Here is a 12,158-nt window from a genome sequence, read left to right on the forward strand (position 1 = left end):
TGTTCTATTGCGCGATTCAGGGTATAAGGAAAATACAAAACAAAGGAGGTTACCCCTGATGAAAACACTATGGATTTTAGGAGATCAGTTAAATAAAGAGTTGGCGGGTTTTAAAGAGATCGACCCGAAGAAGGACATTGTATTGATGATTGAGTCCAAGGAACGCAGTCGTTTAAGAAGAGTACATAAACAAAAGGTGGTGTTGATTTTTTCTGCCATGCGGCATTTTGCCCGGGACTTAATAGCCGAAGGGTATAGGGTGGATTACCGGGAAGCCCCTAGCTTTACTAAAGGACTGGAAGAACATTTTAACAAGTATAACTCTACCACATGTTTGGTTCATGAACCAACGGATTATTTCATTAGTAAATTATTTGATCAAAAGATCAATTCCATCGATAAATTAACGAAGGATGTCCTTGATAAGGATTTCAGTAGTTCTTCAAAGATAAAATTTGAAGAGAATTTCTCGAAGATGTATGATCTTATAGACTTTAAGCTTCTCAGCGAAGAACCTTTATTTCTAGTGCCAAAGAAAGATTGGGGGAATTACTTAACTAAAAATGAGTCCTGGAAACAGGATAAGGTTTATCGTCGATTGCGAAAAGAGTTCAACATTTTAATGGATGGGGACCGGCCTCTGGGATGTAAATGGAGTTACGATACGGAGAACCGAAAACCGCCAAAGGAGGGTCTTCATTTTGAGGAAGCGATTAAATTTATTCCCGACAGGATTACAAGGGAGGTCATGGCAAAGATTCAGGAGGAGTATTCCGATTATTTCGGGGAGACAGATAGCTTCTCCTGGCCGGTAACAAGGAAGGAGGCACTTGAGGCTTTAAATCACTTTATTGACCGGCGTTTAAAAACTTATGGAGACTACCAGGATGCCATGCTTACCGAAAATCCCCTGATGTCTCACTCCCTGTTATCTGGGGCGATCAATATCGGTCTCATTACCCCGAAGGAGGTCATTGATAAAGCTGAGTCGGCCTATCATCAAAAGAAAGCACCGCTGCCAGCAGTGGAAGGCTTTATTCGCCAAATCCTAGGTTGGCGGGAATATGTTCGGGGAGTGTATCTTAGAAGCATGCCGAAATATGAAAAAGTCAATTATTTTGGTCACCAAAGATCGCTGCCGGAGTACTTTTGGACTGGGAAAACCGATCTTCATTGTGTAGCCACAGCGGTTATGGAAGTGAAAAAAAGCGGATACAACCATCATATTCAACGTTTGATGGTTCTCGGCAATTGGGCGAATCTCCTTCGTATAAGACCTCAAGAGGTTTCGGAATGGTTTTTAGAGGTGTATGCAGACGCCTACGAATGGGTGGTGCTCCCAAATGTTCTGGGGATGGCGTTATATGCCGACGGAGGATTGATGAGTACGAAACCCTATGTATCTTCCGGGAAATATATTCAAAGAATGAGTAATTACTGCGATTCCTGTCACTATGATATCAATGATAAAGCCGGGGAAAAGGCCTGTCCCTTTCATGCTCTTTATTGGACTTTTCTGGAAGACCACCGTGGGCTTCTGGGAAGCAATCCCAGAATGCGACTGATGTATGCTAATTGGGATCGACAAAAGGAAGAGAATCGGGATGCACTGCTAAAAAAAGGGCGGGAGTTGTTAAAAGAGGCAAAAGCGGAGTCGCCAACCAGCAGCTACTCAGGTTGACTAAAAAGATATAAAGGAGAACTATTGCAAAGGTAAAAACCGCTTATAAGCTGATTGATTAGCTTTTAAGCGGTTTTTTAATAAAGTTTTACTTGTCTTTATTAAAATCGTCTATTTTCTTTTCGGCCTGCTCCTTGGTAAGTCCATATCTTTCCTTTAATTTACCCACCAGCCGGTCTTTGTTTCCATCGATTTGTTTTAAATCATCGTCGGTAAGTTTACCCCAACGTTTTTTCATACTGCCTGTGATTTGATCCCAACGACCTTCCCATTTTTTACTCATCCAAGTCACCTCCTTTATTTTATAGCAATGATTTTACGGATTAACTTCTTTGGGTGTTTCTATACCCTAATCCAGCATAATCAAACGGGGATTCCTAAAATATTACAGTATTGATTTGGGGGATTGCTGAAATAAATCAATTTTCTCGATTCGGTCAAAGGCTTCTTCTAACTTATCAACCCCTACAGTGCAGGCGATTCGTATATAGCCTTCGCCGGATTTTCCGAAGGCATCCCCCGGTAGCGTAAGCACATGGGCTTCCTGCAAAATTCGGTCACTGATTTCCTTTGAAGTGAGTCCTGTATCTTTGATGTTGGGAAAAAGGTAAAAAGTACCTTTCGGAGGAAGTACCGACATATTATTCAGTTTGTTGATTCTTTTCGCCGCATGAAGTACCCGGTCCTGATACTCTTCGACCATTGGTGGCTGAATGGTTTTCCGTTGCCGTAGGGCATGAAGGGCTGCCCGTTGGGATACGGAAGGAGCCGTGAAAACCACGTTTTCGTTAATTTGCTGGATGGTTTCGATGATAAAATCCGGGGCAATCACATGACCCACCCGCCAGCCGGTCATGGTATAATCCTTGGAAAAACTGTTGATGGTAATGGTCCGCTCTTTCATTCCCGGAATGGAGGCCATGGGAACAAACTCCCGCTGATAGCTGTAGGCTCCGTAGATTTCATCGGCAATGAGGATTAATTCATGCTTCTTAGCCACCTCTGCCACGGTCTCTAGGGTTTCTTTGCTGAAAGAAGTTCCCGTGGGATTGTTGGGGGTGTTGATCACCAATGCTTTCGTTCTCTCCGTAATTAAAGATTCCAGTCTTTGGGGATCAATTTCAAAATCGTCCTCCTCAAAAGTATCCAAGGGAACAGGAATCCCCCGGGCTAGGCGAATCTGCTGAGGATAAGGTGTAAAACAGGGTTCGTGAATAATCACCTCATCGCCGTCGTCTATAATGGCTTCTAAGGCCAGGTACATGCCGAGACAGGCACTGGCGGTCACCATAATTTCCCGATCGCTAAATTGCAGGTTAAAATCCTCGAAATACATTTTTCGAATAGCCTCCCGAAGTTCGGGATCTCCCCGAAAATCCGTATACTTGGTGTGGCCCGCCTTAGCATCCTCAAAGGCGGCATTAATCACGGATTCCGGTGTAGTTTGATCCGGGTCCCCGAGACTGAGGTCGATGACATCATCGAAGGACTTTGCTAATTCATCGGAGTCTCCCATGGGAGTTTTTTGGTCTTTCCAGTATCGTTTTGCAATAAAGGGATGTTTCATTAAAGCACCTCTTTTCATAAATTAAAAATCAATTTTCGTTGTACTTAATAATTACCCTGAGAATCAGGAACAAAACTTAATAGATCCAATGAGCGATCAGTACCACAATGGGAAGGGTAATAATGGTACGTTGGAGGAAAACAATAAAAAGGTCCAACAGATTCATCGGGATCTTGGACTTTAAAATTACAGCACCGGTTTCACTAAGGTAAACCAGCTGGGTAAAGGACATGGCTCCGATGATAAATCGGGTAATTTCATATTCCAAATTCGAAACTAAGATGGCAGGAAGAAACATGTCCGCAAATCCTACCACCACCGCCGGAGCGGCCACTTCCGCTCCAGGTACCTGTAGTAGATTTAATAGAGGAATAAGAGGATAGGATATCCATGTGAAAATCGGGGTATGTTCCACGATGATCAGGGATAATGTCCCCCAGGCCATAACCAGGGGCATAAGACTTAAATAGATGTCGATTACGGTTTTTGTCCCGTCTACGATTACCCCGGTGGCGCCGTTGGCATCCTTGGCCCGAAGAATACCTTTTTCCACCGCATAGTTATGAAGACTTCGGTCATCAGGGACTTCTTCGTTGATGTTTTTCTCCCCTCCATCATAATAATCCTCTGACTTCTTTGTAAGGGGCGGGATTCTAGGAAGGATTAAGGCGGCGATAAAACTTGCAAAGGAAATGGTAAAATAAAACTGTAAAAACACATGCTGTAGTTCAAGGAACTGAGCCACAACCACGGCAAAGGGAAGAGATACGATGGAGAAACAAACGGAGATGATACTGGCCTCCTGAGCCGTATAAAAACGTTTTTGATACTGTTTATCCGTTAACACAACTCCCACGGGTCCGCTTCCAATCCAGGAGGCAATGCCGTCAATAGCGGATCTTCCCGGCACTCGGAACAAGGGGCGCATAAGCTTTCGAATGAGGGTTCCAAGATAATCCATGGCACCGAAGTCTAACAGCAGGGGAAGTAAAAAGCCTGCGAAGAAAAACCAGGTGGCCAAAGTAGGAAGAAGTTCATAAAGGATAGTGCCTCCGGTAGCGCCGGAAGTGACAAAACCCGGTCCGATTTCATAAAAGGTCATAAGAATGAAAAAAGCCCCTAACACTCTGGAGATCAACCATAAGGGGCCGACAGCCAATAGGTTCTTTAAAAAAGGGTGATGCATCACAAGTTTTGGTTTTGCCGCCGCGACGATCAGAGATAAGAGAGCACTGAGGCTTACCACGGCAACCATCAGTGCCGGCAACATGTCTCCGAAGGATTCCCGGAACAGATCCGCCATCCGGCCGACGCCGATGGTGAAGTTTCCGTCATAGGGTAGGGGGATAACGAATAAAATGAGACCGATTAATGAAGGTAAAGCAAATTTCAATAAAGATTTTCTTTCAAAAATAACATTGCTCTGAGGACCCTCTGTATTTTTTGCCATAAGATCACTCCTTATATTGTGATATGATTTTTAACTATTAAATAATATCATAAAAAAATGTAATAATCAAAAGCTTTTATGTATAAAAATACAAAAAAGATTCTCATCGAGGGTTAACTTCGGTGAGAATCTCCGTAAGTGGTATTTGTAATCAAGTTCCAAATTACGAGAAAGGCTATTTAAGGAACTTTATTTATTAAGCCTTTCCAGCCTGCTCAATATATTCAATAAGCTTTGCTTCATCCACCTTACCGGAAAAGCTGGCTTTGCCGTTGATAAAGGTAATGGGAAGCTGATAGCCTTTATCGATGAATTTCAACTCCTCTGGATAATTATCCGCTTTATCATCCATTAAATCCACAAACTTTGTTGCGGTTTGTTGGGCAAGGGGACTGTTTTCGATTGCCTTTACCATGCCTTCAAAAACTTCTTTCGTACTTGGATCCTCACTAGGACCGCAGCTTGTGCTCGGACCTCAGCCGCAGGCTTCCGATACCGGATCGTTTTTCATACCGAACATTAACACATTGACTTTTTCCTTCATAGTTAAATTCCTCCTAGTTTTGTAGAGTATTATGACTTGCTTAATAATTTATTAGTAAAACCAAATAATATCAATCATTATACGGTTTGTACTGTCAAGATTCATAAAGCTCACTAAATTACTTAATAAATTTACTTAAAGATTTTTTCACCGATCTCTTTTAGCATGTAAAGCCCTTTTATCTCCTCACCGTACATGGGCACTTCCAAGTGCGCCGACTCAGGAAAAGTCTCTTTCATTTCCTCTAAATAATTAAGTTGCATTTCCCGCCGGTTTTTAAAGAAGGGGGTAATGGCGTGTTCTTCGGGAATTACTAAGTTTCCAACCGCCAGTTGAGTCGAAATGCCCAAGGTTTTTAGTTCCTCTGATGCTCGATAGGCTTCCGCGATGGGGGTTTTTTCCGGATACATTACGAAAGAGAAAGTAGTCTGTTCCGGATTTTTCATCATGTTGATTACCCGGTCAAACCGGTCTTTTTGGATCTGGTCCTCTTTGCTGATCTCTGTGGAAACTCCGGCTTTCATCTGAATCTGTTTGCTCCAGTCCATGGGCAGTTCCAATAGTCGAAGGGTGTGACCGGTGGGTGCGGTATCCACTACAATGACTTCGTAGTCGGAACCTCCGGCGTAGTCCACAAACTTTTGAAAAGAGGCCATCTCTTCGGTGCAAGGGGAGTCTAATTCTTCCTCCATAGCCATAATCGTGGTCTGATCAAATTTATCTCTTGCATCTTGTAAAACCTGCTCTTTATATTCTTCCGTAGCTTTTTTTTGATCGATTTTGACCGCATAAAGGTTTTCCTGGTTATGCACATTGGTAATTTCATCGGTGATCGGGCAGTCCAACACATTTCCGATATGAGAGGCGGGATCCGTGGTAAGAAGAAGGGTTCTAAAGCCTTTCTTAGCAGTCTCCACAGCGGTGATGCAAGCCATGGAAGTTTTTCCGACCCCTCCTTTACCGGAGAAGAAAATGTTTTTTTGTTGTCCCTTAACAGGGTACAGGATCTTATGGTTGAGGTTCATAAACAGCCTCCTCTTGATAAAGTCTTTCAGCACACTGCTTAAACATGGAAACACCTTTTAACTCACTATCAAAAAGCTCCATGGTTTTAATCGGAACCTCACTGAAGCTGCTCCGGGTTTTTTCAATAATTTCCTGCTGTCGATCATATTTTCCTTTGAAAAAGGGGATAACCGTTTCTTCTTTCGGGATTAAACCGTTAATGATTAAGTGACCGGTATAGATGCCAAGCTCCTGAAGATCCTTCGAGGACCGCTGCGTTTCTTCCAGGGAAGAGGATTCCGGCTGCATGACGAAGATAAAATCGGTTCTTTCTTTATCCCGAAGGGCAGCAATGGCTTTGTCATACTTTTCCTTGCTTTCCGTTAGCATTGCCACCGGCCCCATGCAGGTATTGCCGCTACCCTTCGAGCTTTCTTCGATATGTTTGGACCAGTCTACAGGCAGTTCCAGCAGTCGGATGGTGTGTCCTGTAGGAGCGGTGTCGAAAATGACAACATCGTAGTCATCATTATCCATAAAGTCGATAAACTTATCAAAAGCTGCCATTTCCTCCGTGCAAGGTCCGCTCAATTGTTCCTCGGCAATTCGAATCATTTCATCATCGAAAAGCTCCCGCATAGGGGCGAGGGACTGTTCCTTATATTCTTCCGTGGCTTTATCGGGATCAATTTCCATCGCATCTAAATGCTCAACCCCATCAATGGCCGTAATGCGGTGGCCGATTTCCTGCTCAAACACGTCGGAAAGATTGGCAGCGGGGTCTGTGGTGACAAGCAGGGTTTTGTGGCCGAGATTAGCATGATGAACGGCGGTGGTGGAGGCCATAGAGGTTTTTCCTACACCGCCTTTACCGGAAAAAAGAATATATTGTGTGTCCATAGTTTTCAGCTCCTTATATTATAGTGCGTTTTCGATTTCTTCTATATCAGGATAATCACCATATTTGATGATCTTGTCATTGACTGTGGTAATGGGTAAAATTTCCCGTCCTTTCTCCTTTACCAACTTGAAGACTTCCTGGTTTTCTCGGAATTTCAAAGGTTGTTGGGTAATCATATATCTTTCCACCGCTGTATCCGGGTGCTTATTTTCTATTTTTTTAAGGTTTTCATTAAACCGGACTAATTTATCATCCACACTGGGACCACATATTCCTGTAGAACAACACATTGGAGGATCATATACTTGAATTTTCATTTTGCTCATCCTTTCGACTTTAAAGTTCCATCTTAAAGTTTCCACTTTAGGGTTATAAAAATGTAATTAAGCAGGGTTTACGATAATATTTCGGTTAAAGACTTGGGAAAACTTCTGAACGAATCAGGAGTTTTCTTCAGGGAACACCAAAACCGGAACTTTGGATTTTCGAACTACGGCATCGGCGGTACTACCGATTAATAATTCCTTCATATCGCCGGCACCTTTTTTCGGTATTGCAATGAGGGTAATATTTTCTTTAGCGGCGATTTCCAGAATATTATCCGAAGCCTTACCTTCCCGAACTTCGGTGGTGGCGGTAAAGTTTATATCCTCAAATTCTTTTTGCATAGTAGATAGTTTGTCTTTTAAGTCGTTCTTTTTCTCAGCAACTTCTTCCGCAGTTTCTCCTTTTTCAATAACAGAAAGAAGAACGACCTCCTGGAGATTCTTGATCTCTTTAATTTTATTAACCATTTTATCCGCATGGATTGAAAAATCCGTGGGGATTAGGATTTTTAAAAATTTCTGCTTGCATAAAGCTTCGCATTGGTTCGGACCGGTTTTTTTACATTTTTCCACAAGCACCGGTGTGGCAGCTTTCCTAAGAATATCCGTGGTGGAACTACCCAGGAGCCGTCGCTGAATGATCCCTTTTCCCCTTGATCCCGTAAGGATTAAGGAAACCTTTTCTTCATCGGCGATACGGTTGATTTCTTCTCCGATGAATCCAATAGGTACCTTAACCGTAACGGAAAGGCCCAATTCTTCGAGTTCTTTTTTATAAGCTTCAAGTTTTCTTTCATTGTGCTTTTGAAATTCCACCACATTTCCACCGGCAGAATGAGTATCCGCAACATGGGTAAGAATAACTTCCTTTAGTCCGAAGTTTTTCAGTTCCGGCAGACATTGAAAAAGGGTTTCGGCCGCCGGAGAATAATCCGTAGCTAATAATACTTTGTCAAACAGCATATAAAAAACCTCCTTTGATTTTTCATAAGAAACATACAGGCTAACTACAGGAAAGGGTTTATCTAGTCCCTCCGCTACGAAGACTTAGTCCCAACATTGCCTCCCTCCTTTTGGGGGAACCAGTGGCGGGTTTTGTTAGCAATTCGAACCAGTGTCAGCATCAGCGGCACTTCTACCAGAACCCCGACCACCGTGGCCAGTGTTGCAGGATGTTGTGGTCCGAACAGGGCAATAGATACGGCCAAGGCCAGTTCAAAGAAGTTACTGGCACCGATCATGGCTCCGGGGGAGGCCACATTGTGCGTTAGCTTCCAGGCTTTTGCCCAACCGTAGGCGATGCTGAAGATGAAGAAGGTCTGAATAATCAGCGGTACGGCTATTAAGGCAATGTGTATAGGATTGTTTACCAGAGCCTCTCCCTGGAAGGTAAAGATTAAAATCAAGGTAAGAAGCAGTCCGACCATGGTGATATTATCAAATTTTTTAAGAAATACATTCTCAAAGTATTCGATGCCTTTATTCTTAATGATTTGTTCTCGAGAAATAAACCCTCCTACTAAGGGAATTACAATAAACAGAGCAACCGATAGGAATAAGGTTCCGTAGGGAACAAATACATCGGATACACCTAGTAAGAAAGCAACGATGGGGGTAAAGGCTACCAATAAAATCAGATTGTTTACCGCAACCTGTACTAAGGTGTAGGCCGGATCACCGTCGGTTAGGTGGCTCCAAACAAATACCATAGCAGTACAAGGGGCAGCGCCCAAGAGCACAGCTCCTGCTAAATACTGATTGGCAAGTTCCGTTGGTAGAAAGGCCTGGAACACAAATCTAAAGAAAAATGCAGCAATCAGATACATGGTAAAGGGCTTAATTAACCAATTTACGGTAGAGGTTACAATTAGACCTTTGGGTTTTTTTGTTGCGGCCACAATGCTTTTAAAATCAATTTTAAGCATCATTGGATAAATCATCAACCAAATTAATACCGCAATGGGAATTGAGATTTCATATACAGTGAATTGTCCTAACGTATCAGGTACTACGGGTAAAAATTGTCCGATGGCTACCCCGATAACAATACAAAGGGCTACCCAAAGAGTTAGATTTCGACTGAAAAAGTCCATTCCTTGTCTAGCAGATTCTTTTTTCTTTTGACTCATAATGATCGCCTCCTAGTAATTTGATTAGTAATATATCGTAGAATAAGTACTGAATGACAGTAAACTTAGCTGCGAGCTTAAACTAAGGTTTTACAATTTTCCTGTTTTTTGTTAAAAACTTGTAAGGTCTTTAAGTCTTTCTGATAAATGGCTCCGGTTTCCTGTTTTTCTCTTAGATATTTATAAAGAGAGGAGTGAGCGCTTTTAAACTCCGGGTGAATATGATAATACACCCATTGGGCTTTTTTATTACAGGCAATAACTCCCGCTAGTTTTAGTTTTGTTAAATGTCTTGATGCATTGGATTGGGTAGTCTGAAGAATTTCTTCGATTTCGCATACGCATAATTCCCGGTGCACTAATAAATGTAAAATCCGCAAACGATTCTCATCTCCTAGAGCTTTAAATAGTTCATCCATCTTTTCACCACCTTATATGATTGAAATGAATTATAAGTATATACTAATAATAAATTGATCTATGCCGATTGTCAATGATACTTCGAAAATTTAACAAATAATTAACTAAAAACAGTAGAGGCCGATATGAAATAACAAACAATATAAAACACTCCCGAAAAGCTAATGCTTTTCGGGAGTGTGAATAGTGTGAATAGATGGTATAAAATTATTATAGAAACTTTTTAATATCTTCTGCTTTCAACACTTTACCAGTACTTTTTACTACGCCGTCAATAACTAAACCGGGAGTACTCATAACGCCGTACTCCATAATGGTTTTCATATCTTCTACTTTTTCTACTGTGGCTTCAACCCCTAGGGATTGTACAGCCTCCTTAGCGTTTTCTTCTAGCTTCTTGCATTTTTTGCACCCTGTTCCTAGAATTTCAATTTTCATAATACCGCCTCCTTTAAATACATTATAATTTATTTGGTGTTGATTTTGCAATCCCATTCTTTATTTGTATTGCTTAAACGAAAGAATATGATAAATAAAATGTAGGAATTAATGGAGAATAAAATTGAAAACGTATCCTACCAATATGATACTGAATCCTGTGATCGCAATAAATATTCCTAAAAGTTTCGGTTTGATGACTTTTCGAAGAAGAATTAAGGCAGGCACTGAAAGAGCCGCAACAGCCATCATAAAAGAAAGGGCCGTTCCCATACCCATGCCCTTGCCAATTAAGGCCTCTGCAATGGGAATAGTTCCAATAACGTCGGCATAAAGGGGGATTCCAATGGCTACTCCTACCAGTACTGCAAAGGGATTTTCCGGACCGGCATATCGAGTTAGGATTTCTTCCGGCGCCCATCCGTGAATTGCAGCACCAAGACCGATTCCAATAAGCAGATATAGCCAAACATGACTGACAATATTCTTTACTTCTGTTGCCGCATAATCGATCCGTTCTTTTCGAGTGAGGGTTTCAATTTCTCCGCCACCGGTTTTCATTTCATATACATAACCTTCCACTTGATCTTCCAAGCCAAGTTTTCCGATTACGATGCCTCCGATGATTCCGATGATGACACCCATTATGATATACAGCACGGCTACCCGCCAGCCAAATGCTGCAAGGAGAACGATAATGGCTCCCTGGTTGATTAGGGGAGAGGTAATCAGAAAAGAAAAGGTCATACCAAGATTAACGCCACTCTCTACAAAACCGATGAAAATCGGTACGGACGAGCAAGAGCAAAAAGGAGTTAGGGTTCCCAGTAGGGATGCCATAATATTTCCTTTAATGCCTCCCAGTTTTTCCAAAATCTTTTTTGTCCGTTCGGGTGGGAAGTAACTTCTAATATAAGAGATAATAAAGATCATAATACTTAAGAGAATTAAAATTTTAATAACGTCATAAATGAAAAAATGAATAGAAGAACCTAGATTACTGTCCATGGACAGTTGAAAAACATTTTCTACGAGGTAGGCCACACCCTCATACAACCAGGTGAATTGTAAAATGGCGGTAAAGATACTCCAGATACTATTTAAAAACTCTAACATAAGAACTCATCCTCTCTAATGACAATCTATCAATATATAAGCATATACTTATGATACTGCTGAATTGATTTTTTGTCAATGAGTTTTTACATAGAGAAATACTAGTTATTTTATATTGAGCCTTTTAGAAATTTTGATTAATTAGAGAAAGTTGGGTATGAACTTAAGGTATGGAACTGCAAAGGAGGAATAAATATGGATTTTTGTTGGAGTACATTGTATGTAAAAGATATGGATGAATCCGTAAAATTTTATGAAGAGGTGATTGAGCTTCCTATCAAGCAGCGGTTTGAGGCCGGACCCGGTACGGAAATTGCATTTTTGGGAAAAGGAGAAACCCTGATCGAGTTGATTTCCGATCAATCGAAAAAAACCATTAACCTCGATCTTGATATTTCTTGGGGTTTTCGTGTAGATTCTTTAGATCAAACCATGAAGTTTTTAGTGGATAAGGGAATAAACATTATTGCAGGACCGATTGAGCCAAAACCGGGCACACGGTTTATTTATATTTTAGACCCCAATGGCATGAAGATTCAATTAGTTGAGCAAAGCAGCTGATTAATTAAATTAGTTAGATT

At 41.5% G+C, this 12,158-nt stretch carries 14 protein-coding genes; 2 read left to right on the top strand and 12 right to left on the bottom strand.

Going from position 1 to position 12,158, the window contains the following annotated elements:
- The first annotated feature begins 58 nt into the window (after positions 1-58).
- On the top strand, positions 59-1,681 hold the full coding sequence (locus tag ISALK_RS01550) for a cryptochrome/photolyase family protein (RefSeq protein WP_160718467.1): 1,623 nt from the start codon (positions 59-61) through the stop codon (positions 1,679-1,681).
- An 88-nt stretch (positions 1,682-1,769) separates the two neighbouring features.
- Here ISALK_RS01550 and ISALK_RS01555 read toward each other — a convergent pair whose 3' ends face one another.
- The 12 genes from ISALK_RS01555 to ISALK_RS01610 all read right to left on the bottom strand — a co-directional run bounded on the left by ISALK_RS01555 (position 1,770) and on the right by ISALK_RS01610 (position 11,577).
- Complete coding sequence (locus tag ISALK_RS01555; RefSeq protein ID WP_160718468.1) at positions 1,770-1,964, bottom strand: CsbD family protein; 195 nt, start codon at positions 1,962-1,964, stop codon at positions 1,770-1,772.
- Positions 1,965-2,066: 102 nt separating this feature from the next.
- Positions 2,067-3,248 (bottom strand): pyridoxal phosphate-dependent aminotransferase, encoded by a 1,182-nt coding sequence (locus ISALK_RS01560; protein ID WP_160718469.1) that lies wholly within the window; start codon positions 3,246-3,248, stop codon positions 2,067-2,069.
- Between the two features lie 76 nt (positions 3,249-3,324).
- Positions 3,325-4,698: a YjiH family protein gene (locus ISALK_RS01565; protein WP_160718470.1), complete on the bottom strand. Its 1,374-nt coding sequence runs from the start codon at positions 4,696-4,698 to the stop codon at positions 3,325-3,327.
- A gap of 196 nt (positions 4,699-4,894) precedes the next feature.
- On the bottom strand, positions 4,895-5,113 hold the full coding sequence (locus ISALK_RS01570) for a hypothetical protein (RefSeq protein ID WP_160718471.1): 219 nt from the start codon (positions 5,111-5,113) through the stop codon (positions 4,895-4,897).
- A 260-nt stretch (positions 5,114-5,373) separates the two neighbouring features.
- Positions 5,374-6,267, bottom strand: coding sequence for an ArsA family ATPase (locus ISALK_RS01575; RefSeq protein WP_160718472.1), 894 nt, complete (start codon positions 6,265-6,267; stop codon positions 5,374-5,376).
- The gene (locus tag ISALK_RS01580; protein WP_160718473.1) at positions 6,251-7,147 is read right to left on the bottom strand and encodes an ArsA family ATPase; all 897 of its coding nucleotides are present in this window, start codon (positions 7,145-7,147) and stop codon (positions 6,251-6,253) included. The genes ISALK_RS01575 and ISALK_RS01580 overlap by 17 nt, the downstream gene beginning before the upstream one ends.
- Before the next feature lie 18 nt (positions 7,148-7,165).
- Positions 7,166-7,465: an arsenite efflux transporter metallochaperone ArsD gene (arsD, locus tag ISALK_RS01585; protein WP_160718474.1), complete on the bottom strand. Its 300-nt coding sequence runs from the start codon at positions 7,463-7,465 to the stop codon at positions 7,166-7,168.
- 123 nt (positions 7,466-7,588) lie between these two features.
- On the bottom strand, positions 7,589-8,437 hold the full coding sequence (locus ISALK_RS01590; protein WP_160718475.1) for a universal stress protein: 849 nt from the start codon (positions 8,435-8,437) through the stop codon (positions 7,589-7,591).
- A gap of 74 nt (positions 8,438-8,511) precedes the next feature.
- Positions 8,512-9,603, bottom strand: coding sequence for an ACR3 family arsenite efflux transporter (arsB, locus tag ISALK_RS01595; RefSeq protein ID WP_160718476.1), 1,092 nt, complete (start codon positions 9,601-9,603; stop codon positions 8,512-8,514).
- 77 nt (positions 9,604-9,680) lie between these two features.
- Entirely contained in the window at positions 9,681-10,022 is a 342-nt protein-coding gene (locus ISALK_RS01600) for an ArsR/SmtB family transcription factor (RefSeq protein ID WP_160718477.1), read from the bottom strand.
- Between the two features lie 211 nt (positions 10,023-10,233).
- Positions 10,234-10,461: a thioredoxin family protein gene (locus tag ISALK_RS01605; protein ID WP_160718478.1), complete on the bottom strand. Its 228-nt coding sequence runs from the start codon at positions 10,459-10,461 to the stop codon at positions 10,234-10,236.
- 108 nt (positions 10,462-10,569) lie between these two features.
- Positions 10,570-11,577 (bottom strand): permease, encoded by a 1,008-nt coding sequence (locus tag ISALK_RS01610; protein WP_160718479.1) that lies wholly within the window; start codon positions 11,575-11,577, stop codon positions 10,570-10,572.
- 195 nt (positions 11,578-11,772) lie between these two features.
- Here ISALK_RS01610 and ISALK_RS01615 point away from each other — a divergent pair, with 195 nt between their 5' ends.
- Positions 11,773-12,138, top strand: a complete 366-nt coding sequence (locus ISALK_RS01615) for a VOC family protein (protein WP_160718480.1) — start codon at positions 11,773-11,775, stop codon at positions 12,136-12,138.
- Positions 12,139-12,158: the final 20 nt, after the last annotated feature.

The organism is Isachenkonia alkalipeptolytica (assembly GCF_009910325.1).
Lineage (GTDB): Bacteria > Bacillota > Clostridia > Peptostreptococcales > T1SED10-28 > Isachenkonia > Isachenkonia alkalipeptolytica.

Coding starts and splice junctions, on each gene's coding strand:
- ISALK_RS01550 (WP_160718467.1), top strand. CDS start 59: ATGAAAACACTATGGATTTTAGGAGATCAGTTAAATAAAGAGTTGGCG.
- ISALK_RS01555 (WP_160718468.1), bottom strand. CDS start 1,964: ATGAGTAAAAAATGGGAAGGTCGTTGGGATCAAATCACAGGCAGTATG.
- ISALK_RS01560 (WP_160718469.1), bottom strand. CDS start 3,248: ATGAAACATCCCTTTATTGCAAAACGATACTGGAAAGACCAAAAAACT.
- ISALK_RS01565 (WP_160718470.1), bottom strand. CDS start 4,698: ATGGCAAAAAATACAGAGGGTCCTCAGAGCAATGTTATTTTTGAAAGA.
- ISALK_RS01570 (WP_160718471.1), bottom strand. CDS start 5,113: ATGGTAAAGGCAATCGAAAACAGTCCCCTTGCCCAACAAACCGCAACA.
- ISALK_RS01575 (WP_160718472.1), bottom strand. CDS start 6,267: ATGAACCTCAACCATAAGATCCTGTACCCTGTTAAGGGACAACAAAAA.
- ISALK_RS01580 (WP_160718473.1), bottom strand. CDS start 7,147: ATGGACACACAATATATTCTTTTTTCCGGTAAAGGCGGTGTAGGAAAA.
- arsD (WP_160718474.1), bottom strand. CDS start 7,465: ATGAAAATTCAAGTATATGATCCTCCAATGTGTTGTTCTACAGGAATA.
- ISALK_RS01590 (WP_160718475.1), bottom strand. CDS start 8,437: ATGCTGTTTGACAAAGTATTATTAGCTACGGATTATTCTCCGGCGGCC.
- arsB (WP_160718476.1), bottom strand. CDS start 9,603: ATGAGTCAAAAGAAAAAAGAATCTGCTAGACAAGGAATGGACTTTTTC.
- ISALK_RS01600 (WP_160718477.1), bottom strand. CDS start 10,022: ATGGATGAACTATTTAAAGCTCTAGGAGATGAGAATCGTTTGCGGATT.
- ISALK_RS01605 (WP_160718478.1), bottom strand. CDS start 10,461: ATGAAAATTGAAATTCTAGGAACAGGGTGCAAAAAATGCAAGAAGCTA.
- ISALK_RS01610 (WP_160718479.1), bottom strand. CDS start 11,577: ATGTTAGAGTTTTTAAATAGTATCTGGAGTATCTTTACCGCCATTTTA.
- ISALK_RS01615 (WP_160718480.1), top strand. CDS start 11,773: ATGGATTTTTGTTGGAGTACATTGTATGTAAAAGATATGGATGAATCC.